12 protein-coding genes are annotated in these 25,051 nt (G+C 70.7%); 8 read left to right on the plus strand and 4 right to left on the minus strand.

What is annotated here, in order from left to right; translation table 11 throughout:
• Window positions 1-23 precede the first annotated feature (23 nt).
• Complete coding sequence (locus FH610_RS13410) at window positions 24-1,505, plus strand: amino acid permease (protein ID WP_139574671.1); 1,482 nt, start codon at window positions 24-26, stop codon at window positions 1,503-1,505.
• Here the strand turns inward: FH610_RS13410 and FH610_RS13415 are convergent.
• Window positions 1,471-2,091, minus strand: coding sequence for a LysE family translocator (locus FH610_RS13415; protein ID WP_139574672.1), 621 nt, complete (start codon window positions 2,089-2,091; stop codon window positions 1,471-1,473). The genes FH610_RS13410 and FH610_RS13415 overlap by 35 nt on opposite strands.
• Window positions 2,092-2,378: 287 nt before the next feature.
• Between FH610_RS13415 and FH610_RS13420 the strand changes: the two genes are divergently transcribed.
• From FH610_RS13420 to FH610_RS13440, 6 genes are all read left to right on the plus strand, one after another.
• Window positions 2,379-5,852 (plus strand): LamG-like jellyroll fold domain-containing protein, encoded by a 3,474-nt coding sequence (locus FH610_RS13420; RefSeq protein ID WP_139574673.1) that lies wholly within the window; start codon window positions 2,379-2,381, stop codon window positions 5,850-5,852.
• 45 nt (window positions 5,853-5,897) lie between these two features.
• Window positions 5,898-12,917, plus strand: coding sequence for a polymorphic toxin-type HINT domain-containing protein (locus FH610_RS13425; protein ID WP_139574674.1), 7,020 nt, complete (start codon window positions 5,898-5,900; stop codon window positions 12,915-12,917).
• A 67-nt stretch (window positions 12,918-12,984) separates the two neighbouring features.
• On the plus strand, window positions 12,985-13,485 hold the full coding sequence (locus FH610_RS13430) for a hypothetical protein (protein WP_139574675.1): 501 nt from the start codon (window positions 12,985-12,987) through the stop codon (window positions 13,483-13,485).
• 117 nt (window positions 13,486-13,602) lie between these two features.
• Complete coding sequence (locus FH610_RS13435) at window positions 13,603-16,548, plus strand: AfsR/SARP family transcriptional regulator (protein ID WP_139574676.1); 2,946 nt, start codon at window positions 13,603-13,605, stop codon at window positions 16,546-16,548.
• Window positions 16,545-16,682, plus strand: a complete 138-nt coding sequence (locus tag FH610_RS42850) for a hypothetical protein (RefSeq protein WP_161627997.1) — start codon at window positions 16,545-16,547, stop codon at window positions 16,680-16,682. The genes FH610_RS13435 and FH610_RS42850 overlap by 4 nt, the downstream gene beginning before the upstream one ends.
• A gap of 511 nt (window positions 16,683-17,193) precedes the next feature.
• Window positions 17,194-19,374: an alpha/beta hydrolase gene (locus FH610_RS13440; protein ID WP_139574677.1), complete on the plus strand. Its 2,181-nt coding sequence runs from the start codon at window positions 17,194-17,196 to the stop codon at window positions 19,372-19,374.
• A 239-nt stretch (window positions 19,375-19,613) separates the two neighbouring features.
• On the opposite strand, the gene FH610_RS13445 is transcribed toward FH610_RS13440, so the two are convergent.
• Entirely contained in the window at window positions 19,614-19,982 is a 369-nt protein-coding gene (locus FH610_RS13445; protein ID WP_161627998.1) for a DUF4440 domain-containing protein, read from the minus strand.
• 303 nt (window positions 19,983-20,285) lie between these two features.
• Here FH610_RS13445 and FH610_RS13450 point away from each other — a divergent pair, with 303 nt between their 5' ends.
• Window positions 20,286-21,092 carry a permease-like cell division protein FtsX gene (locus tag FH610_RS13450; protein ID WP_139574679.1) on the plus strand — a complete coding sequence of 269 codons (807 nt, stop codon included), beginning with the start codon at window positions 20,286-20,288 and terminating at the stop codon, window positions 21,090-21,092.
• Between the two features lie 613 nt (window positions 21,093-21,705).
• Here FH610_RS13450 and FH610_RS13455 read toward each other — a convergent pair.
• The gene (locus FH610_RS13455; protein ID WP_139574680.1) at window positions 21,706-23,811 is read right to left on the minus strand and encodes a 3-hydroxyacyl-CoA dehydrogenase NAD-binding domain-containing protein; all 2,106 of its coding nucleotides are present in this window, start codon (window positions 23,809-23,811) and stop codon (window positions 21,706-21,708) included.
• Window positions 23,808-24,992 carry a thiolase family protein gene (locus FH610_RS13460; protein ID WP_139574681.1) on the minus strand — a complete coding sequence of 395 codons (1,185 nt, stop codon included), beginning with the start codon at window positions 24,990-24,992 and terminating at the stop codon, window positions 23,808-23,810. Before FH610_RS13460 ends, FH610_RS13455 begins: the two co-directional genes overlap by 4 nt.
• Window positions 24,993-25,051 lie beyond the last annotated feature (59 nt).

Raw genomic sequence — 25,051 nt, forward strand, 5'->3', positions numbered from 1 at the left:
TCGACGTGATGAGGAGCCTGCGGATGAGCCTTTTCCGGACGAAGCCGGTAGAACAGTCGATTGAGGATGCCGAGGGCGGCGAGCATCGGCTCAGGCGCAGCCTGAGCGCTCTCGACCTCACCGTCTTCGGCATCGGCGTCATCGTGGGCACCGGCATCTTCGTGCTGACCGGCGTGGCGGCGCGCAACACGGCCGGTCCGGCCGTCGCGATCTCCTTCGTGGTCGCCGGGATCGTGTGCGCGCTCGCGGCCCTGTGCTACGCCGAGTTCGCCGCCACGGTCCCGGTCGCCGGCTCGGCCTACACCTACGCGTACGCGACGGTCGGCGAGTTCCCGGCCTGGGTCATCGGCTGGGACCTGATGCTGGAGCTGGCACTGGGTGCGGCGGTGGTCGCCTCGGGCTGGTCGGGCTACTTCGCCTCGCTGCTGAAGAACTTCGGGATCTACCTGCCGTCGTCCATCGCCGGCGACGACGCCGTCTTCAACATCCCGGCGGCGCTGATCGTGATCCTGCTGACCGGGGTGCTGGTGGCCGGGATCAAGATGTCGGCCCGGTTCAACGGCGCCATGGTGGCGGTCAAGCTGGCCGTCGTGCTGCTCGTGATCATCGCAGGGTTGTTCTTCATCAAGGGGGCCAACTACCGGCCGTTCATCCCGCCGGCCCACCATATGGCCGCCGGAGAGGGCATGAAGGCCCCGCTCATCCAGGTGCTGTTCGGCGTGCAGCCGGTCGCGTACGGCGTCTTCGGCGTCTTCACGGCCGCGGCCCTGGTGTTCTTCGCCTACATCGGGTTCGACGTCGTGGCGACCGCGGCCGAGGAGACCCGTCGCCCGCAGCGCGACCTGCCGATCGGGATCATCGCCTCGCTGGTCGTCTGCACGATCCTCTATGTGGCGGTCTCGCTCGTGGTCGTCGGCATGCAGCACTACTCGGAGCTCAGCGCGTCGGCCCCGCTCGCCGACGCGTTCCGGTCGGTGGGCCAGCCCTGGATGGCGACGCTGATCAGCGTCGGAGCCATCGCCGGGCTCACCACCGTCGTGATGATCCTCATGCTGGGCCAGAGCCGGGTGCTGTTCGCCATGTGCCGCGACAGCCTGCTGCCCCGGTCCCTCGCCAAGGTCCACCCGACGTTCCGCACGCCGTACCGGATCACGATCGTCATCGGCGCGGTCACCGCGCTGCTCGCGGCGCTGATCCCGCTGAGCGCCATCGCGGAGCTGGTGAACATCGGCACGTTGTTCGCGTTCGTGATCGTCGCGGTGGCGGTGGTGGTCCTGCGCAGGACCCGCCCCGACCTGCCCCGTTCCTTCCGCACGCCGTTCGTGCCGGTGGTGCCGATCCTGTCGGTGCTGGCCTCGGCCTACCTGATGCTCAACCTGCCCGTGGAGACCTGGATCCGGTTCTTCGCCTGGATGGTCGTGGGCACCGCCGTCTACTTCCTGTACGGCCGCCGCCGCAGCAGGGTGGCCGCTACCACCCCTGGGGAAGCAGTCCTCGAACGGTGAGCACGGCGCCGACGGCGGCGAGCAGCGCCCCGCTCGCGCCCAGCAGCAGGCGGTAGCCGCGGGGGGTCAGCCGGTGCCGGCCGGCCCCCACGGCTCCCGCCAGGGCCACCTTGGAACCCACCAGGACCAGGTAGAACCCGCCCACGAAGGCCAGCGCGTACGCCGGGAGCCGGTCCCACGCCGAGACGAAGATCGGTGAGCCGACCGCGATCCAGAAAAGCCAGGGGTGGGGGTTGAGCAGGTTCACCACCACACCGCGCAGGACCTCCCGGGGCGAGGAGGGCGCGTCCTCGCCGGGGCGGGGCGGCAGGGCCGTACGGGCCTCGCGCAGCGTCTCCACGCCCAGATACACGACGTAGAGCCCGCCTCCGACCGACAGCACGCGCAGGAGCACCTGCGGCAGCGCCCCGACGGCCGTCACGGCGAGCAGCACCACGGGCAGGTCGGACAGCAGCGGCACGCAGGCCAGGCGCACCCCCGAGCGGAACCCGCCGCGCAGGCTCGCCGTGATGACGAGCGTCAGCAGAGCACCGGGCGTGACCCCCGCGCCCAGGCCGAGGCTGAGCCCCATCAGCAGTTCCGTCACGCCGGTAACCTCCCGTTTCGTCCGCACGAGAGGCTATCGCCGGTCGATCAGCGCGAGTACGCGGCAGGCGAGATCACCCCGGGCGAACCACCACGCCGGCGCGATCGCGGCCCGTCGCCGCCCCGATCGAGGCGTGGTCACCCCACCGGCGACCATGGCCGGTTGCTGGGCCGGTTGTGCTGATTGACCCCGGTTCACGCCGAATGAACCGGCGGTGGACCCGGTCCTGATCTCCTTGCGGCGAACCATCGCGGTTCTGTGTGTACCCCCCGCTCGTTGGAGACCCGATGCGCCTTCGCCCGCGCGGCATCGCCCTGGCCGCCACCGTCCTGCTGACGGCCGGTGCCGTACACCTCGGATCCGCGCTGCCCGCGGCGGCCGGGCCCACCTCCGGCCCGACGCCGTCTCCGGCCGTCGCCCATACGGAGAGGGAGGCGGTCGAGCTCGCGCGGACGTCGCGGCAGCGGGTGGAGGTGCTGTCGCTGCGTACGGAGAACCGCCAGGTGTTCGCCAACGCCGACGGCAGCCTCACCTCGGAGACCTCGGCGCTGCCCGAGCGGGTACGGCGTGGCACCGGCTGGGCCGATGTCGACCCGACTCTGGTCTTCGGCGCGGACGGGACCGTGCACACGGTGGCGACCCCGCTGGAGCTGACCTTCTCCGGAGGCGGGACGGCCCCTCTGGCCGCGATAGGCGAGGGCGGGCGTTCGGTGGCGATGACCTGGCCGGAAAGTCTGCCCAAGCCGTCCCTTGAGGGGGACGTCGCGACGTATGCCGAGGTGCTGCCGGGGGTGGACCTGAAGGTGACCGCGTCGGTGCTCGGCTTTTCCGAGGTGCTCGTGGTCAAGTCCAGGGAGGCCGCCGCCAACCCCGCGCTGAACCGGCTCACCTTCGGCCTGCGCGCCAACGGGCTGAGCGTGCGCAAGACGGCGACCGGCGGTTTGAGCGCGGTCACCGAGTCGGGGACCGAGGTGTTCCACGCGCCCGCGCCGCGTATGTGGGACTCCTCGGGCGGGCAGGCCGCCGCCGCCACGCTTAAGGCGGGGCCGGCGGGCGAGGGCAGGCAGGCCGTCATGGGCGTGGACGTCGGCCCGGACCGTGTCGCGCTCACCCCGGACGAGAACCTGCTGACCGCCGCCGACACCACCTATCCGGTCTACATCGACCCCCAGTGGTCGGGGTCGAAGCTGGCCTGGACGTACGTGGACAAGGCCTACCCGTCGCAGGAGTACTGGAACTCCAGCCACATGCCGGAGGCGGGCTCCTACGGCGGCGGCGTCAAACGGTCGTTCTTCCGGATGGACTCCGACAACGTCAACGGCAAGCACATCCTGAAGGCGACGTTCCGCATCACGCAGGTCAAGTCGTGGGGCTGCACCTCCGATCCGCAGGCCGTGCAGCTCTGGCTGACCGGCGGCATATCGTCCTCGACGACCTGGAACCGTCAGCCGTCCTGGAGCAGCCATCTGGACAGCGTCGCCTCCGACGCGGGATACAGCTCCTCCTGCCCGGACAAGGGCATCGAGTTCGACGTGACCGGCGCGATCGTCAAGGCCGCCAAGTCCGGCTGGTCGAACACGACGTTCGGACTGAAGGACTACAACGACACCGGCGGCAGCGTGTGGGGCTGGAAGGGCTTCAGCAGCTCGCCGAAGCTCGTCATCGACTACAACACCCCGCCGGCGGCCCCGTCGGGCATCGGCACCTATCCGGCGACCCCCTGCGTCACCGGAGCCTCCCGCCCGGCCGTGAACGCCGGTGACGCGGCCAACCCGCTCCAGCTCAAGGCCCGCATCTACGACCCGGACAAGGCCAACGACGGCGTACGGGCCGAGTTCGTCCTGCACCACTACAACGCGGCCACCGGCGTGTGGGACGACATCACCTCGACCATGCCCGGCGGCGGCAAGACCGCCTACAAGTACACCACCTCGGCCACCGACCACTCGGTCAAGCTGGCCGGGCTCGTCACCGGTCACAGCTACGGCTACAAGGTAAGGGCCTACGACGGCACCGACTCCAGCGCGTGGAGCAAGTGGTGCGAGTTCACCGTGGACACGATCGACCCGACCACCCTCCCCAAGGTGACCTCCGCCGACTATCCGGCCGACACCCCCGACGACTGGAAGGGCAGCGTGGGCTGGGCGGGCGCGTTCACGCTGGCCCCCGGCGACGGCGAGAGCGACGTGACGGCCTTCCGGTGGGCGCTGGACGACCCGGCCCTGGCCACCGCCGCCACCCAGGTGCAGATCCCCGCCGGGCAGACGTCCGTCAACGTGCGCCTCGCCCCTCGCCATGACTGGCTGAACGCCCTGTACGTCTATCCGGTCGACCGGGCGGGCAACGTCGGCAAGACCCCCGCCGTCTACAGCTTCTACGTCGACGCCGGGTTCGGCCCGGAGGGGCACTGGCGGCTGGACGAGACCTCGGGCACCACGGCGGCCGACTCCGGGGCGACGACACATCCGGCGACGATCGCGGGCGGCGCCACCTGGTCCGGCGGCCGCGTGGCCGGGGGTCTGCGCCTGGACGGCGGCACCGGGTACGGCAGCACGGACGGTCCGGTGGTGCACACCGACAGGAGCATGAGCGTCTCGGCCTGGGCGCTGCTGAACGACAAGAGCAAGAACTCCACCGTGGTCAGCCAGGACGCCGTACGCGGCACGGGATTCCAGCTCTACTACTCCTCCGGCTCCAAGCGGTGGGTCTTCAGCAAGTTCGACGCCGACGTCGACGACAAGACCATCATCCGGGCGATCAGCGACGCCGAGCCGACGACCGGCATCTGGACCCACCTGACCGGCGTGTGGGACGCTCCCCACAGGCAACTGCGCCTTTACGTCAACGGCATCCTCCAGTCCACGACGGGTCCCTTCCCCTACGCGCCCTGGGACGCGACCGGCCCGCTGCAGATCGGCCGGGTGCGGTCGCACGGCGCGTACATCGAGAACTTCGCCGGCGACGTCGACGACGTGAAGATCTGGAAGCGGGAGCTGTCGGACGACCCGCGCACCGTCAACGACCCGGCGCTCGGCAACGAGATCGCCGCCATGGCCAAACAGCCGCCCATCCAGCGCGGCTGGTGGACGTTCGAGGAAGGCGCCGGCACCACCGCGGCCAACTCCACCGACAGCCGCTGGCCCGCGGCGCTCGGCGGCGGCGCCGGCTGGTCCGGCGACGGCTTCGACGGCGGCGGCGCGCTCAGCCTCAACGGCACCACCGGCTACGCGACCACCCCGTCGGCGCCGCTGCGCACCGACCACAGCTACGCGGTGACGGCCTGGGTGCGCCTGTCAGGCGACGACACCTGTGTGCTGCCGAGCCACGCGATCACCGTCCTGGCCCAGGACGGAGCCGCCTACAGCTCCTTCTACCTCGGTTACCGGCTCATCGCCGAGAACGGTGTCGCGGTGCCGCACTGGTCGTTCTCGACGACCCCTGACGCCGCCAGCGGCACCCTGACGCACGCCATCTCGGCCGAGCCCGTCGACTGCTCGGCGCTCAACACCTGGACCCACCTGGCGGGCGTGTACGACGAGCAGTCCAAGCAGATCCGCCTCTACGTCAACGGCCAGCTCAACGACCAGCGTCCCGTCACCGGCGGATGGGCGGCAGGGGCGCTGCAGATCGGCCGCGCCAAATACCGCAGCGCGGCCGTGGACTACTTCAGCGGTGACATCGACGACGTCCGCGCCTACACCGGCATCCTGACCGACCGCCAGGTCGTCAACATCGCGATGAACCTCCCCCTGGACGGCTGACCGCCGCCTCGTCCCCCTCTCATCCACGTTCAACCGGAGGTAGTCGTGCTCGCTTCATGGCGAGGCTGGGCCGGGGTCGCCGGAATGCTGGCGGTCGTGGTGCCGGCCGCTCTGGCCGTACCCGTCCCGGAGGCGCGGGCGTCGGGCGACCCGGGCTGGCACGAGGCGCAGGACCAGCGTCCCGTGCCCGGCCACGAGAGCCGCACGCGGGCCGCCGTGCCGGACCCCGGGGCCCGGTTCGACCTCAGGGGCGCCCCCGTGGTGACCTGGCCGCAGGCCGGCGCCGCGGTGGTCTCCCTCGGCTCCCCGGCCGGGAACGCGGCGGCCGCCACGGCGCCCGCGGGCGCGGGGGCGGGCATGGCGCGGGCCGGCCTGCTGCCGGTGTGGATCGGCCCGGCGGGCGCGGCGAAACCCGGCACGGCGCCGCCGTCCTCGGACGCCCCCGCCGCGGCGAGAGCCGGCACGGCGCCGCCGTCCTCCGGCGCCTCGGCGGCGGCCGTACAGGTGCGGGTGCTCGACAGACCCACGGCTGAGCGGTCGCACGTCACCGGCCTGGGCCTGCAGCTGACCCCGCAGGCGGGAGGCGCGGCACGGCGGGTCGCGGTCGAGGTGGACTATTCCGGATTCCGGTACGCTTACGGCGGCGACTGGGCGTCCCGGCTGCGCCTGGTACGCCTGCCGGACTGCGCGGCCGCCACCCCCGATCGGCCCGGCTGCCAGACGCGTACGCCGCTGCCCACGCGTAACGATGTCACGACCGGCCGGCTGACCGCCGACGTGGATCTCGCCGCCGCGACGACGATGACGCTGGCGGCGGAGGCCGCGCCCTCGGGGTCGGCGGGCACCTACGAGGCGACCTCGCTGTCGCCGTCCGCGACGTGGAGCGTGAGCAACCAGACCGGCGCGTTCTCCTGGGCTTATCCGCTCCGGCTGCCGCCGGTGCCCGGCGGTCCGACGCCGAACATCGGGTTCGCCTACTCCTCCGGCAGCGTGGACGGCCGCACGGTCGCCACCAACAACCAGGCCTCCTGGATCGGCGAGGGCTTCGACTACTGGCCCGGGTTCATCGAGCGCAGATACAAGGCATGCGCCGACGACGGCGTCACGCCCAAGCGCAACGACCAGTGCTGGGGCAACTCGAACGCGACGCTGTCGCTGAACGGGCAGGCCACCGAGCTGGTGCTGGACGACGCGACCGGCACCTGGCAGCCGAAGGACGACGACGGCGCGAAGATCGAGAAGCTGTCCGGCGCCGGCAACGGCGACTTCGACGGCGACTACTGGCGCGTCACCAGCCCCGACGGCACCCAGTACTACTTCGGCCGCAACCACCTGCCAGGCTGGGCCGACGGCGAGGCGGAGACGAACTCCACCTGGACGGTGCCGGTCTTCGGCGACGACGAGGGGGAGCCATGCCACAAGAGCGCCTTCTCCGACTCCTGGTGCCGGCGGGCCTGGCGGTGGAACCTCGACTACGTCGTCGACCCGCACGGCACGGTCAGCACCTTCTGGTACGGCAAGGAGACCAACTACTACCGCCGTGACGTCACCACGCTGACCGACGGCGTCCCCAACGGCACCCCGACCTCCTACGACCGGGGCGGTTACCTCAAGCGCATCGACTACGGCCAGCGCTCGAACGCGATCTTCACCTCGTCCGCCCCGGCGCGGGTCTCCTTCGACGTGAGGGAGCGGTGCATCCCGACGTCGAGCTTCGACTGCGCGGAGAGCAAGTTCACCAAGGACAACGCCAAGTACTGGCCCGACGTGCCGTACGACCAGAACTGCGACTCCGGTGAGAAGTGCATCGACAAGTACTCCCCGACGTTCTGGACGCGCAAGCGGCTGGCCGCCGTCACCACCCAGGTTCTCTCCGGCGGCACGTACAAGGACGTCGACACCTGGACTCTTGACCAGCAGATGCGCGCCCCCGGCGACGGCACGGCCGCCACGCTCTGGCTGGCGGGGATCACCCACACCGGCAAGGTCGGCGGCACGGCGTCGCTGCCGTCGGTGAGGTTCGCGGGCGTCCAGAAGCCCAACCGCGTCGACGCCCTCGAAGGACGCCCGCCGCTGACCAAGTGGCGGATCTCGGCGATCGACAACGAGACCGGCGGCTCCCTGTCCGTCGCGTACTCCGGCGAGGACTGCACGGCCGACGACAAGCCGGACATCGGGACCAACACCCGGCGGTGCTACCCGCAGTACTGGTCGCCCGAGGGCGCGACCTCGCCCAAGCTCGACTGGTTCCACAAGTACGTCGTCACCCAGGTGCGGGAGATCGACCGTACGGGCGGCGCGCCCGACGAGGTGACGAGCTACGAGTACCTCGGCGGCGGCGCGTGGCACCACGACGACGACGACGGGCTGACCAAGGAGAAGTACAAGACCTGGTCGCAGTGGCGCGGGTACGGCAGGGTGCGGGTCACCCACGGCGAGGCGCCCGAGCAGCGCTCTCGGTCGGAGTACCTCTACTTCCGCGGCATGGACGGCGACGAGCTGCCCGGCGGGGGCACGCGGAACGTGAAGGTCACCGACTCGGCGGGCACCGCGGTTGACGACGCCGACGACCTGCAGGGACGGGTCCGCGAGGAGATCCACTTCGACGGTCCCGAGGGCGCGGCGTTGACCGGCACCGTCACCGGTTACTGGGTGAAGCGGACGGCCAAGCGAGTGCGGTCCTGGGGCACGACCACCGCGAGCATGGTGCGCGAGGACACCGAGCGCGCCCGCACCGCACTGGCCTCCGGCGGCTGGCGCCGCACCCTGACCGACACCGACTACAACGCCGACGGCCTGCCCACCCAGGTCGACGACCTCGGCGACGAGTCGACCGCGAGCGACGACCAGTGCATCCGCACGGAGTACGCGCGGGACGAATCCCGCTGGATGATCTCCTATGTCTCCCGAGTGGAGACCGTCACCAAGGCGTGCGACCTCACTCCGAAGCGGCCGGACGACGTGGCCTCCGACGTGCGCAAGTACTACGACGGAAAGGCGTTCGGCGCCGCGCCGTCCAAGGGCGACGTCACCAGGACCGAGAAGCTCGGCTCGTGGAACGGCGGCCCGCAGTACGTCACCGTCGGCACCACCGCGTTCGACGCGTACGGCCGGCCGCTGGTGGTGACCGACGCCTCGGGCGGCAAGACGACAACGGCCTACACCCCGGCGACCGGCCTGGTCACCGGCACCACGGTGACCAACGCGCTCGGGCATGTGGACAAGACCGAGGTCGAGCCGGCCTGGGGGCTCCCCACCGCCACGATCGACCTCAACGGCAAGCGCACCGACCTGGCGTACGACCCGCTGGGCCGGCTCGCCGCCGTGTGGCTGCCGGGCCGGGCGAAGGCGTCGTACGCCTCGACCCCGAACATGAAGTTCGGATACCGGATCCGCACCGACGGGCCGACCACGGTGACCACCTCGACGCTCCGCAACGACGGGGCGACCTACACCACCGGCTACGCCCTCTACGACGGCCTGCTCCGTCACCGGCAGAGCCAGCAGCCCGCCCCCGGCGGCGGCCGCGTGGTGAACGACACGCTGTACGACACCCGCGGCCTGGTCTACAAGACCAACGCGGACTACTACGTCGAGGGGGCGCCGGGTGCCACGCTGTGGACCCCGGGCAGCGACGACGACGTCCCCGGGCAGAGCGTCACCCTCTACAACGGCATGGAGTGGCCCACCGCGCAGATCTTCCGCAAGCGCGGCAGCGAGCAGTGGCGGACCACCACCACGTACGGTGGCGACCGCATCAGCGTCGACCCGCCGGCCGGAGCCACTCCGACCACCAGCATCACCAACGCGCGCGGGGAGCTCGTCGAGTTCCGGGAGTACGGGAGCGACGGCCCGGCCGGGGACTACGACGCCACCACCTACACGTACACGCCCACCGGACGGCCCGAGAGCATCAAGGACGCCGACGGCAACGCGTGGACCTACCACTACGACCTGCGTGGCCGCCTCGTTCAGCTCGACGACCCCGACAAGGGCACCGCGAAGCTGACCTACGACGACACGACCGACCGGCTGCTGACGACCACCGACGCCCGCGGCAAGAGCGTCTTCTTCACCTACGACGCGCTCGGCCGCAAGACCGCCGAGTATGAGGGCACCTCGGCGAGCGGCACCAAGCTCGCCGAATGGAGGTACGACACCCTGCTCGACGGCACCGTGGTCAAGGGCCAGCCGACCGCCTCCATCCGGTACGTCAGGAACGCCACGACCGGCGCCATGGACGCCTACACCACGGCCGTCACCGGCTTCGACGACGCCTACCGGACACTCGGCGCCCAGACCGTCATCCCCGCCTCCGAGGGCGCGCTGGCCGGCACCTACAAGGTCAGCACCGACTACAACCTCGACGGCACCGTCCACCGCACGGTGCTGCCCGCGGCCGGTGGTCTGCTCGCCGAGACGATGCTGTACGGCTATGACGAGCTCGGCCACCCCACCACGACGCGCGGCCTGACCAACTACGTCACCTCCACCACCTACTCCAAGCTCGGCCAGGTGCTCGACATGACCATGAGCACCGGTCTGAAGCGGGTGAAGGAGACCAACTTCTACGAGGAGGGGACGGGCCGGCTCACCCGATCCCTCTTCGAACGGGAGACCTCCCCGATCTCGATCGCGGACACCAACTACTCGTACGATCCGTCGGGCAACATCACCAAGATCGCTGACACTCCGTCCGGCCAGACGCCCGACGTGCAGTGCTTCCGGCAGGACCATCTGCAGCGCCTGACCGAGGCCTGGACCGCCACCGACGGCTGCGCTTCGGGGCCCTCGGCCGCAGTGATCGGCGGAGCCGCGCCGTACTGGCAGTCCTTCGGCTACGACAAGGTCGGCAACCGCACCAAGGAGGTCGACCACCAGGCGAACGGCGACGTCACCAAGACCTACGCGTACGCGGGGGCAGGCAAGCCGCAGCCGCACACGCTGACGTCGGTCGCCTACCAGGGCGGCGACCGCGACGGGCAGATCGACAGCTACACCTACGACGCCGCCGGCAACACCACCGAGCGCGGCTCGGGCCGGGCGCTGGAGTGGGACGTCGAAGGGCACCTCGCCAAGTCCACCGATCCGTCCGGCGTCAGCACCTTCGTCTACGACGCCGGCGGCGAGCGCCTGATCCGCCGCGATCCCGCCTCGACGACCCTCTACGTCGCGGGCATGGAGATCCGGCTGGACAAGACCACCGGGGCCAAGACCGCCACCCGTTACTACTCACACGGCGGCCAGGTCGTCGCCGCCCGCACCACCGGCAAGGCCCTCACCTGGCTCGCCGCCGACCATCACGGCACCACCGACGTCTCGGTGACCGACGACGACGCGCAGACACCCGTCCGTCGCCACTTCACCCCCTTCGGGCAGCAGCGCGGCACGCCGCCGTCGTCCTGGCCCGGTCAACGGGGCTTCGTCGGCGGCGTCATCGACGAGGCCACCGCTCTCACCCACCTCGGCGCCCGCGAGTACGACGCCGAGACCGGGCGCTTCATCTCCGTCGACCCGGTGTTCGACGCCTCGGACCCCCAGAGCTGGAACGGTTACGCCTACGCCGACAACGACCCGGTGAACGGGTCGGACCCGACGGGACTGATGCTCGACGGCGGCGGCCAGTGCGGCGTCATCCCGTCGAATCCGTGCAATCCGCCTTCCGGTGGTCACGGCGGTGACGGTGACGGCGGTGGCGGCGGTCACCCGACGTACAACCCACCGCCTCCGCCGAGCAGCCCGCCGCACTGCGGGCGCTGGAACTTCGGCTGCAAGGCCAAGAACCTCTGGCACGAGCACAAGGCCACCATCGTCAACGTCGCCGTCTCGGTGACCGTGACCATCGGCTGCGAGGTGGCCACGGGAGGCGTCGGCAGCGTCGGCTGCGCCGCGGCGGGAGGAGCCGCCGGCAACCTCGCCGGATACCTCGTCTCGACGCCGCGTGACCAGTGGAGCATGGGCGGCGCGTTCAAGTCCGCGGCGGCCGGAGCCATCGCCGGGGCGGCCGGCGGGGTGCTCGGCAAGGCGGCCGGGGCGGCGCTCGGCAAGCTGGCCACCACGGCGGCGGGCAAGACCGTCGCCGGGGTCGTCGGCAAGGCCGCGAGCAGGGCGAGATCGGCACTGGGCAAGGTGGGCGGCGCCGCCGAGGACGCGGCCGCGGCGGGAGAAGGCGCGGCCGCGCGATCGGCCGGCAGGAGCGCGGCCCGCGGGAAGCCGCGCGCCTCGTCCGGAGCCCCTCGGGGCTGTAACAGCTTCGTCGCCGGCACCCTGGTCAAGCTCGCCGACGGCGCCACCAAGGCCATCGAGAAGGTCAAGCCCGGCGACAGGGTCCTCGCCACCGACCCGTCGACCGGCAGGACGGCGCCCAAGCTCGTCGTCGCCGCCTTCTCCGGCGTCGGCTATCTGGGCCTCGTCCAGATCACCGTCGACACCGACGGCGAGAAGGGCCACGACACCGGCGTCGTCCTCGCCACCGAGCACCACCTGTTCTGGGACAGTCAGGACAAGGCGTGGGTCCGCGCCGACCGGTTGACGCCGGCCGACCGTCTCCGGACCCCGTCCGGCGCCACCGTCCAGGTCGTCGGCACCACCGCCGTCCCGGCCCACCCCACCGTCTACGACCTCACCGTCGCCGACACCCACACCTTCTACGTCCAGGCCGGCCCGGCTCCGGTCCTGGTCCACAACTGCCCCCCTGGCCTGCACACCGCCGGCGGACCTCGCGTACGCCCCCGTGACCCGGCCACGGGCAGGGGCGACATCACCGTCGACGATCAGGGCATGGTGCATCCGCCGAGCGCGGAGGACCTGGAGAACCTCAGTGTGGAGGGTCTGTCGACGTACGACACCGTGGAGAATCTCCGCGCTATCGGGTTGAGCGGTCAGGTGCGTCAGCCGACCAAGCCGCTGGCGGAAGGTCTGGGCGTCGTCTCGGACGGTGCCGGTGTCGGCGGGCCCATGCCAGAGGGGCATCACACCATCTATCCGACGGAGAGCATGCCCTTCGACGACTTCGTCGGACTCATCAAGAGCATGGACTGGCAGAACATCGGCGTTAAGCTCTAGGGCTCGTTCCTGAAGTCGGCAGCATCCACTGACCCGGCCCACGAGCTACACGCACAGCGGAGGATGAATGGGTCAGCAGGCCACCGATCGGCGTATGTGGGAGGCGATCGTCGCAGCCGAGCAGCAGTCCGCTCGGCTGCGCGCCGACTTCTACCGCCACGCGGCGTCGAGGGCCGACACGCTCTCGGCCGCGCTGAGGGGTTCCACCTGGGATCGTGGAGCGGCGCTGACATTCCTGCAGACGTTTCCCTCCGATGTCCCGGCTCTCCTGCGCCCGCTCGTGGAGTTGGCCCTGTCGCAGGCGTGGGCCCTGGACGCCAGGAAGGCGATCGCCCGGGGGAGGAGGGATCTCGTGCTGCCCAGACTGCGGGACATGGTGGTCGAACGACTTCCCACGGCGGATGCGGACGACCTTCGCAGGATGGCCGAACTGCTCGGCAGCATCGAAGCCTGGCAGATCCTGCGGGTCCTGGTCCAGAACGCCGCCGGCAGCGATGATCTCGATGCCCGTGAAGTAGCCGAGGATTTCACCGGCCGCTACGGTCCGATGCTGGTGACAGGTGGTTGATCCGGGCGCCGGAGGTGATCGGGAAGCCCGATCGAGTGAGGGGCCACACCGTGATCTTGCTCTGAGTCAGGGGGATGCCTAGGATCTAGGCGTCTTGCGACTCAGGGTGGAGGCGGCGTGGATTACCGGCTCCTCGGTTCCGTCCGGGTCCGCGACGCGGACGGCCGGGAGATCCCGCTCGTCCGCCCCAAACACCGCCAGGTCCTCGTCGCCCTGCTCGTGAGCGCCAACAGGGCCGTCACGGCCGATCAGCTCGTGAGGCATCTGTGGGACGGCGCCGCGCCCCGTTCTGCCCGGGGCAACCTCAAGACCTACATCTCGGCCCTGCGCCGGCTGCTGTCGCCCGCGGACCCGGGGGCCGCACCGATCGAGACGGTGGGAGACGGCTACCGCCTCGACGTACGACCCGGCGAGCTCGACCTCCTCACGTTCAGGGACCTTGCCCGGCAGGGGCGCCGCACGCTGCAGGCAGGTGACGTACGGCGGGGGGAGGCCACGCTCCGGCGGGCCCTCCTTCTGTGGCGCGACGACCCCTTCCACGACGTGCCGCGCACCCTCGCGCTTGAGGAGATCGCGGTAGGGCTGCGGGAGGAGCGGCTGGGGGTCTTCGAAGACTGGGTCGACGCGCGGCTCGAACTCGGCCTGCACACCGAGGCGATCGGCCCGCTCAGACAGTGCGTGCGCGACAACCCCTTGCGTGAGCGCCCATGGGGCCAGCTGATGCTGGCCCTGGCGCGTGACGGCCGGCGTGCGGAGGCGCTCGCGGCCTTCCACGAGCTCAGAACGCGTCTGGTCGGGGATCTCGGTGTGGAGCCGGGTCACCCCGTCCAGCGGCTCCACCAGCGAATCCTCGCCGGAGACGCTGAACTTCTCCTCGGCGCCCCCTCACCGCATGCCGCGGGCGACGTCCCCAAGGCGTCCGACGGCGAGGCATCGGCGAGGCCTCCGACGGTGCCGAGGCAGCTTCCCTCGGACGCGCCGCACTTCGTGGGCCGGGAGCGGGAGCTGAGCCGCCTCGAGACCTGGCTGAACCCGCCGGACGGGTCGCCGCCGACGCCGGTGGTGGCGATCTGCGGCCCGCCGGGTGCGGGCAAGTCCGCCCTGGCACTTCACGTGGCGCACCGGGCCGCGGCCCGTTTCCCCGACGGCCAGGTGTACGTCAACCTGCGCGGCGCGATGCCCGGGGTGCGGCGGCTCGACGCGGGCGAGCTGATCGGCCGGCTCCTGCGGACGTTCGGCACGCCGGGGTCGGAGGTTCCGGCCGACGTCGACGAGGCCGCCTCGGCCCTGCGTACGATCCTCCACGACAGGCGAGTGCTCTTCCTTCTCGACGACGCCTCCTCGATCGCGCAGGTCGGTCCCCTCCTGCCGATGACGGCCGGCTCCACCGTCCTGCTCACGTCCCGCCAGAACCTGGCGCAGGCCGCTCCCGCCGCGCACGTCGACCTCGGCCCCATGACACGGGGCGAGGCCGTCGCCATGCTGACCCGGCGGTTCCAGGCCGGTGGCATCGGGTTCTCGCAGCGAGCCGTCGAACGGCTGGCCGACCTCTGTGACGGGTTCCCCCTGGCTCTGCATGTCGCCGGCGCCCGGTTGGCGAGCCGCTCCGGCTGGTCGGCCGACATGCTCATCGAACGCCTGGAGGACGAGAGCAACAGGCTGGACGAGCTGCGCACCGGGGATGCCGGCGTGCGGAGCAGCATCGCGGTCAGCTACACGGCCCTGGCCGACAGCGGGCAGGCCCTCGACCGCGAGGCCGCGCAGGCGTTCCGCCTGATCGGCCTGCTCCGCGTACCGGATTTGAGCCTGGAGGTGGTGGCCGCGCTGCTGGACGTGCCGCCGCGGGCCGCCGAGCAGGTCGTCGAGAGGCTGTTCGACGCGCGGCTGGTGGAGAGCCCGACTCCGGGCCGCTACACGATGCACGACCTCATCAGGTTGTACGCGCAGGAGCGCGCACTGGACACCGAACCGCCGGACCGGCGGAAGGCCGCGCTCCGCCGCGTGCTCGGCTTCTTTCTCGCCACCACGAGCGCGGCCGTGCGCGTGATCGACCCGCACCGCCTGCATGCCGGCGTGCCGGAGGTGCCGCAGACGCCCAAGCCGTTGCACGATCGGGAAGAGGCGACCCGCTGGCTGGAAAGGGAACGGCCCAACCTGATGACGATCGTCGGCCAGGCCTGGGACGCGGATGCCGCGACGGCCCGTCTCGCCGTCGGCCTGGCCCTCAGCCTGCAATGGCATCTCGCCGCGCAGGGATACCGTCACGAGATGCTCTGGCTCGGCACGAGGTCGCTGCAGACCGCGCGCCGGCTCGCAGACCGGGGGAGCGAGGCACAGGCGCTGGCGATGGTGGCGATGGCGCACCGCCTGCTCAACCACGACGCGGAAGAACTGAAGTGCCTCAACGAACTGCTGGATTTGTGCCGGGAGCTCGCAGACCCCCTCGGAGAACTGCGGGCGCTCGGCAACCTCGCCAGCGCCTGTCTCCTCCTGGAGCGTCCGGAGGAGGCGTTGCGGTACGCCGAGCGGCAGTTGACGATCAGTCGCCGGGTCGGGTCCTCCGTGGGCGAGCGCTATGCGCTGATGATGATGGGCGACGCGCGTCTGGTGCTCGGATCCCCCGCCGAGGCCGTCGCGACGCTGCGGCAGGCGCTGCGACGCGCCCGGGAGGCGGGTGACGCGATGCACGAGGCGATGACGCTCCGGCGCCTCGGGGAGGCGTACCTCGCGGCCGGGGACGCCGTCGCCGCCCGCGCGCATCTGCGGGACTCGCTGTCGAGCTTCGACGCCTGCGCGCAGGGGCCGCAGGAGCGTTCTCAGGCCCTTGTCGCGCTCGCCAGGTCGTCCCGCATGCTCGGCGACCTCGGTGAGGCGGCGAGGCACGTCGCGGAGTCGCTGCGGATCGCCAGGGAGAGCGGCGACAGGCATGACGAGCGACGCGCCCTCGCGGAGCAGGCCGAGATCCACGGCCACTGCCGGCCGTTCCGGGGCCGTCCGAACTTTCTCGTCAGGAAGGGCGTTGATTTCCCCGAAGGAAGGCAGTCCGAATGGGAGGAAAGATGAACAGGCACATGAAGCACCTCCTGGTCGCCGCGTTGATCGGAGCGGGGCTGGTCGCGGGGGTCCGCGTCGTTGCTCCGGCCCATCACGTCAAGGCGATCGTCCCGGCCCCCATCCCGGTGGGCAGCTGCTGCTGACCGGCCGGGGATCCGGAAAACAGCGGCCCCCGGCGATACGGCAGTAATGAGGACTGGTCAAGCGCCGGCGACGGTTGCGCCGTAAACATTACGGGTTACGTTTCCGGTGGGAACAGGATTCACCGCCGGACGCGTCGCTCGCAGAAAACCGGCCGTCCGGCGCCAGCCGCCGCCGGACAGTGGACATTTACGAGGTCGCCCTTGCGTCCGGGGGCCGGCGCCATATTCGCCGTGCTCCCCTGGACGTGACATGCCCTGGGCCGACGCCGCAGAGCCGTCCTGCCCTGGCCGCTGTGCGCGATTCGGCGGCGTACTTTCAGAGGCTTGTGTTTCCAAACTGTATCAATTACCTTGACTCGGTGGAATCGGGACTGATAGCGCTCGCGGCTGAAAGAGAGTGAATGCGCCCGTGACGGCGGAGGTCAGGACGCGGAATTCACGGCCGCATTCCACCGATGTGTCAGGTCGGTAGGTCGGACCGACCGCTGTCGGCCATCAAGGGAGTTTCGGTATGACGTTGTTCCATCACGGCAGCGTGCGCCCCATGGGCGTACGCCGGCTCTCGGCGGTGATCGCCGCCGGAGTCATGGCGATCGCGTCGGTTCTGGTCGCGCTGCGACCGGCGGTGGCGGACACGCCGTGGCTGAGTGTCTCGGACGACGGCTACGTGTCGATCAGCGTCCCGGCGGCCTACATCGAGGCCAACATGGGCCAGGTGTCCCAGGTTGCCGTCGAGGGGAACTTCGGTCCCTCCTCCGCCTGGGCGGAGTACGGTCTGACCCGCAGGGGCGACGTCTGGTGGGGGGCCCTCGGCCCGCTCAAGCCGGGGCTGTACTACTACCAGGTCACGGGTGACGACACCAAGGGTCTGAAGGACCCGACGAACGGCACCACCGTGGCGTCCAAGCCCCTGTGGAGCACTTTCCTCGTTGCGGGCGACTCGGCGCGTCTGCTGGCGGACGCGCCTGAGGGGCAGGGCGGCAAGGTCGAGACCCTGGCCTATCGGGTCAAGACGGAGGAGCGGTCGGCTCTGGTCTGGACCCCGGCCGGGTACTCGGCCAAGGGCGGCAAGCCATATCCGGTGCTGTTCCTGCAGTCCGGCGCGGACAGGAGTGCCACCGACTGGCTCGACCTCGGTCGCGCCAAGCAGATCCTCGACAACCTGTCGGCTCAGGGCGCCGTGGAGCCGATGGTGGTCGTGATCACCGACGGTCGCGGGCCGGACGACGACAAGGACCTCAAGGACCTCCGTAAGGCGGTCGGGGACGCCTACCACGTCTATCGCGACCGGGAGCATCAGGCGATCGCCGGTGTGTCCGAGGGCGGGTCGCAGGCGTTGCGCGCCGCGCTGACCGGCCCGGGCCAGTTCGCCTACGCCGGCTCGTTCTCGGGTCTTCTGACGAACGGCGTGGGCCGGGCGAAGGCCAACGCGACCGACCGCAACCTCAAGCTGGTGCGTCTGTACACCGGGAACGTGACCGATCCCGCGTACAACGCGACCGTCCGCCTGACGAAGGCGCTGAAGCACGCCGGTGTCAGGTACGAGTTCGACGGGGTCAACCCCGACGCCGGGGCGAACTGGGCCGCCTGGCAGGAGAACCTGATCGATTTCGTGCCGAGGCTGTTCCGCAAGGTGTCGGACCACGGTCCGAGCGCCGGGCACGGGCCGCTGAAGGGCGAGTTCACCCCGCCGCCGGCGGGTACCACCCCGACGCCGTTCGTGTCCGAGGGCGGCTTCGTCACCTTCGAGACCACGACGGACTTCAAGGACGCCAAGCACGTCACGGTGTGGGCGAACGACGCTCCCGGCGGAAGCTGGCTCCGCGTTCCGATGTCCCGTGACGGCGACCGGTGGCGGGTGACCGTGGGCCCGCTGGACCCGTGGTTCTACTACTACCAGTGGATCGTGGATCGGGTCTCGGTCAAGGACGCGTCGAACCCGACGAAGGTGACCTCCGAGCCGAACTGGAGCACCTTCTTCATCCCGGGCGAGAGGTCGCGCCTGCTTTCGGACGTTCCCGCCGGCCAGGGCGGAAAGGTGGAGAGCCTGACCTACCACAGCAATGTCGCGAATGCGGACCGGACGGCGTTGGTGTGGACCCCGCCCGGATACGACCCGAACCGCGCGGAGCCGTACCCCGTTCTCTACCTCCAGCACGGCAGCGGTCAGAGCTACACGGACTGGGTGGAGATGGGGCGCGCCAAGCAGATCCTCGACCATGAGTCCCTGGACGGCAAGCTGGTGCCGATGGTGGTCGTGATGGGCAACGGCAACGTGTCCGACTTCAACAAGGAGCTGCTGGAGAACATCGTTCCGGCGGCCCGCGCGCACTACAACGTCTCCGGCGACCCGTCGCGGCAGGCACTCGCCGGTCTCTCGATGGGCGGTGTGCAGACGCTCGGGGTGCTCAAGGCGTACCCGGGGAAGTTCGCCTACGTCGCGGCGTTCTCGTCCTGGTTCGGCGACGGTACCGGCGTCGACGTGGCGGCGATCAACAACGGGACCACGATGCTGCGCCTGTACGTCGGCGATGTGACCGACTTCGTGCAGCCGTTCTTCATGTCGTCGCTGACCACGATGAAGGATCTCGGCATCCGCTACGAGTTCGACGGGGTCACCCCCGGACCGCACGGCTGGGACGTGTGGCAGAAGAACCTCATCGACCTGGCGCCGCGTCTGTTCAAGCGCTGACCGGCGGCTTTCCGCGGCGCGGTCGTCCGGCATCACGGGCGGCCGCGCCGCGTCCACGGCGCCGCATCTGAGTCCTCACCTGCCCGGGACGAACGCGCCCCGCTGATCGCGGAGACGCACCGATGGCCGTACAGCGGGCATGGCTCCTGTGGGCGGCTCCGCGGGTCGCGTCGGGCAGGCAGATCCGGCCGTGACCTCGTGTCAGCCGCGCAGCGGCCGACAGCCGGCCAGGGCGGGCCTCACCGGGGGGTCTGCTGGTGGAAGGCGAGCTTCCAGCCATCCTGCCTGAGCACGTACAGGCTGCTCATCAGCGCCGAGTACGCGGGGCCGCCGTCCCGTTTGGCGACGACCCCATACGTCACCAGTCCGGTGTCGTCGGTGAGGCGTACCACGCGCGAGTCGTGGAGTTCGTAGGAGGTCCACGGCTGTCCAGCCATGGACTTCACGATCGCTGCTCGGTCGTCGAGCACCATGCCGCCCGGCAGAAGCATGACGACGGTACGGTCGAGGACCCGCTCGTAAAACGCGGCGGCGGCCTCGGGGGTGGAGGAAAGTGCCGCCCAGCCCTCCCTCTCCAAAGCGATCAGTTCGTCGTGTGTCCTTTCCATGTCCGGCCTCTTCTCGTCGTCGTGAACGATGACACAAGGGCTGCTTTCCCGATCGCCGGCGAGCATGCGATTTCCGCGGAGGCCGGAGGGCGGCGCGCAGCAACTTGCTGCCCCATCCGTCGTGACGGCTGTCCTCGCGCACCCGGGCGGGGCGTGTGGCACCGGAGGGCCCGCGAGATCGTGACCACCGCTCGACGGTCGGCCCTGCGGTGGGAGGAAACGCGGCGCTCACCTGGCGACAGGGTGCGAGAGGGCGCGGAATTCGGCTTGACCGCATAACGATCACTGGGCATATTCGCCGACATGTCTGATGGGACCGAGCCGAGATCCTCCCGGTCACGACTTCTGTGGATCGCGGGTCCGCTCGTCGTCGCCGTACTGATCGCCGCCGCCTGGGGGCTTCCCCGGCTGCTGGCCGGTCCGGCCGGGCCGCCTCAGGGGCCTCTCCCGCCGCCGCCCGGCCCCTGGCCCACGACCGGCACGTTCCAGGTGGGCTTCGATTCGGCGACCGAGGCCCAGAAGAAGGCCGTCGTCGCCGCGCTGGAGGCCCGCTCCGACGTACGCGAGGTCAGGTACCGCTCGGCCGAGCAGGACTGGAAGGAGTACCAGGAGTCCGGCAAGGTCACCTGGATCAGAGATGGCGGACCCGCGTTCAGCCGCGAAGACATGAGCGACACCGTCCTCGGCGTCCTGCTCGACCGGTCGAAGTCCGACGAACTGTCCCGCGTGATCGAAGCACTGCCGGGTGTGGACGCCGTCTATTCCCAGGGCGACGGATTCTGGTACGGCAAGGCGCACGTGACGCTGCGCCTGTGCCTGCGTAAGCCGATCGAGGGAACCGGCTGCCGCGAGCCCCTGACCACGGCACAGCAGGACGCAGTCGTCGAGGCCATCCGCGGCACGCCGGAGGTCGAGGCGTTCTACTTCGAGGATCCCGAGCACGCCACCAAGGACCTGCGGTCTCGCACCGACAGCGACTTTACAGCTGAGGTGTCCTACTACCACCTGAAGCTCAAAGACCCCGACGACGTCCAGACTGTGATCGACCGCTTCCGCGGCATGAAAGGCCTTTGGCAGGCCCGGCCGGTCGAGCGCTGTCTGCTGTGCTGAAGCAGGGCCGTGCCGGGCACCGCGTTTCCTCGGGCAGCTCGGAGATCCGCCACCTATGCGCGAAGGCATGAAACGCACCCAGGTCAAGGCCTGCCCTCGTCGCCGCTGGACCTCGCCAGGAGAACATCGAGGCTCGCTTGCCGGTGAGGCGGGGTGATCAGTTCTGTGGCGGATAGCTATGGCCATTCGAGGCGAACAAGGTGGCTCTCACGCTGCTCCTCCAGGACGACGTAAGTGGCTAGGCCTCGTTCACCGAAGGGGTGGGTGAGCATTTCGATCTCGGCTTGGGCACGAAGTCGTGCGGCTGCGCTGTCATGTCCTGCTCCCTTCCTGCTCATGGAGACTACAGAGGAGGGGTGACATCCTCGGCGTTCCAGGGCTTCAGAGCCCACCCAGGTCGCAGCTTCGGTAATGGGGAGCCGCCGCGCCGGGTGGCGCGGCGGCTCGGATCGGGGCCCCTGTGGTGCGGGGCCCCGCTGTTCCGCGCGGCCCTGCGGATGGAGGGCCTGGTGGGTCCGCGGTCTCGTGGTTCGCGGGTCCGTGGCGGAAGGATCAGGCGGGCCGCCCGGCGCGGGGCGTGTCAGCTCGGGCCGGGCGGCTCGTGCAGGAGAACTCAGGCCGGTACGGAGGCGACGCCGGGCTCCAGGAAGCGGGAACCGGTGACCTCCTCGGAGATGCCCGTCCGGTCGAGGTAGGGCGTGATGCCGCCGGTGTGGAACGGCCAGCCCGCACCGAGGATCATGCACAGGTCGATGTCCTGCGGGGCCGAGACCACGCCCTCGTCGAGCATGAGCCTGATCTCCTGGGCGAGGGCCCGGAGCGCGCGCAGCCGCACATCGTCCGCCGTCGAGGGGGACGAGCCGCCCTCGAACAGCGCCCGCACCTCCGGGTCGATCTGGAAGTCCGGGCCGTAGAGGCCCGGCTTGCCCGCCGCGACCAGCTTGGCGAGGTTCTCCGAGACGCCGAACCGGTCCGGGAACGCCGCGTGCATCGTCTCGGCGACGTGCAGCGCGACGGCCGGGCCGACGAGCTGGAGCAGCGCGAACGGCGTCATCGGCAGGCCGAGCGAGTCGAGCGCGTGGTCGGCGACCTCCAGCGGGGTGCCCTCGTCGGCCGCCGCCGTGACCTCGCCCATGAACCTCGTCAGCAGCCGGTTGACGACGAAGGCAGGCGCGTCCTTGACCAGCACGCACGACTTCTTCAGCGTCTTGCCGACCGCGAAGGCCGTGGCCAGCGTCGCGTCGTCGGTGGCGGCGCCCCGGACGATCTCCAGCAGCGGCAGCACCGCGACCGGGTTGAAGAAGTGGAAGCCCACCACCCGCCCCGGGTGCCGCAGGCCGGCCGCCATGTCGGTGACCGACAGCGAGGAGGTGTTGGTGGCGAGCACGCAGGTCTCGGAGACGACCTCCTCCACCTCGGCGAAGACCTTCTGCTTCACGCCGAGGTCCTCGAACACCGCCTCGATCACGAAGTCGGCGTCGGCGAAGGCGTCCTTGGTCAGCGACCCCGTCACCAGGCCCTTCAGCCGGTTGGCCTGGTCGGCGGAGATCCGGCCCTTGCCCAGCAGCTTGTCGACCTCGGCGTGCACGTAGCCGACGCCCTTGTCGAGCCGGGCCTGGTCGAGGTCGGTCAGCACGACCGGGACCTCCAGGCGGCGGGCGAACAGCAGCGCGAGCTGCGAGGCCATCAGCCCGGCGCCCACGACGCCGACCTTGGTGACCGGGCGGGCGAGCGACCTGTCCGGCGCGCCGGCCGGTCGCTTGGCCCGGCGCTGCACCAGGTCGAAGGCGTACAGCCCGGCCCGCAACTCGTCGCTCATGAGCAGGTCGGCCAGCGCCTCGTCCTCCGCGGCGAAGCCCTCGTCGCGCGACGCCGTACGGGCCAGGGCCATGAGATCGAGCGCCCGGTAGGGCGCGGGGGAGGCCCCGCGCAGCTTGAGATCCACGAGGGTCCTGGCCTGGTCGATCACCGGCGCCCAGTCCGCGGCGGTGTGGTCGGCCCGCTCGACGGTCACCTCGCCGCGCAGCACCTGGGCCGCCCACCGCAGCGACTCCTCGACGAAGTCGGCCGGCTCGAACATCGCGTCGGCGATCCCGAGGGCGAACGCGTCGCGGCCCTTGATCATGCGGTTCTGCGACAGCGGGTTCTCGACGATCAGCTTCAGCGCCTTCTCCGGGCCGATCAGGCGGGGGAGGAGCTGGGTGCCGCCCCATCCGGGCACCAGACCGAGGAAGCACTCCGGCGTCGCGACGGCCGGGACGCCCGACGACACGGTGCGGTAGGTGCAGTGCAGGGCGATCTCCAGCCCGCCGCCCATCGCCGCGCCGTTGACGAACGCGAACGACGGCACGCCCAGCTCGCCGAGGCGGCGGAACACGTGGTGCCCGAGCTGTCCGATGGCCAGCGCCTCCTCGCGGGAGGACACCGCCGCCGCGCCCTTGAGGTCGGCCCCGACGGCGAAGATGAACGGCTTGCCGACGACGCCGACGGCCGCGAGGTCGGAGCGTGCGGCGATCGCGTCGAGCGCGCCGTTCAGCGCGAGCAGGCCGTGCGGGCCGAAGGTGTTGGGCTTGGTGTGGTCGAGGCCGTTGTCGAGCGTGATCAGGGCCATCGTGCCCGCGCCGTACGGAAGCTCGACGTCGCGCACGAGCGCCTTGGTGACGACCTCGTCGGCGTTCTTGCCCTCCAGGAGGGCCTTCCAGGTCTCGATCGTGCTCATGCGAGGTTCTCCCAGATGACCGTGCCGCCCATGCCCATGCCGACGCACATCGTGGTGATCCCGTAGCGGACGTCGGGACGCTCGGCGAACGCGCGCGAGAGCTGGATCATCAGCCGGACGCCCGACGACGCGAGCGGGTGGCCGAACGCGATCGCGCCGCCGTACGGGTTGACGCGCGGATCGTCGTCGGCGATGCCGAAGTGCTCGAGGAAGGCCAGCACCTGTACGGCGAACGCCTCGTTGATCTCGAACAGGCCGATGTCGTCGACGGACAGCCCGGCCAGGCGCAGCGCGCGCTCGGTGGAGGGGATCGGGCCGATGCCCATCACCTCGGGGTCCACACCCGCGAAAGCGTAGGACACGAGCCGCATGCGCGGGGTCAGGCCCAGCTCCCCGGCCACGTCCTCGGCGGCCACGATGCAGCCGGTCGCGCCGTCGTTGATGCCGGAGGCGTTGCCCGCCGTGACCCGCCCGTGCGCGCGGAACGGCGTCTTGAGCGTGCGCAGGCCCTCCAGCGTCGTGCCGGGGCGCGGCGCCTCGTCCACGGTGGCCAGGCCCCAGCCCTCGGCGGCCTTGCGGGCGGCCACCGGCACCAGGTCGCGCTGGATCCTGCCGTCGGCGTACGCCTTGGCGACCTTCTCCTGGGAGGCGACGGCGAAGGCGTCGGCGCGCTCCTTGGTGATGGACGGGTAGCGGTCGTGCAGGTTCTCCGCGGTCATGCCCATGACCAGCGCCGAGCCGTCCACGAGCTGCTCGGACAGGAACCGGGGGTTGGGGTCCACCCCCTCGCCCATGGGGTGGCGCCCCATGTGCTCGACGCCGCCGGCGATGGCCACGTCGTACGCGCCGAAGGAGATGCCGCCCGCCACCGTGGTGACGGCGGTCATCGCGCCGGCGCACATGCGGTCGACGGCGTAGCCGGGGACCGACTTCGGCAGGCCGGCGAGCACCGCCGCGGACCTGCCGATGGTCAGGCCCTGGTCGCCGATCTGGGTGGTGGCCGCGATGGCCACCTCGTCCACCCGCTCCGGCGGGAGGCCGGGGTTGCGCCGCATCAGCTCGCGGATGACGCGGACTACCAGGTCGTCGGCACGCGTCTCGGCGTACAGGCCCTTCGGGCCCGACTTGCCGAAAGGCGTCCGAACGCCGTCGACGAAGACGACTTCACGGGACGCAGGCACGGGTTCGCTCCTACTTGTCGGTAGCTTCCGGCCCCCTATGCTACTGGTCAGTAACCGGT

The organism is Microbispora catharanthi, from assembly GCF_006334915.2.
Lineage (GTDB): Bacteria > Actinomycetota > Actinomycetes > Streptosporangiales > Streptosporangiaceae > Microbispora > Microbispora catharanthi.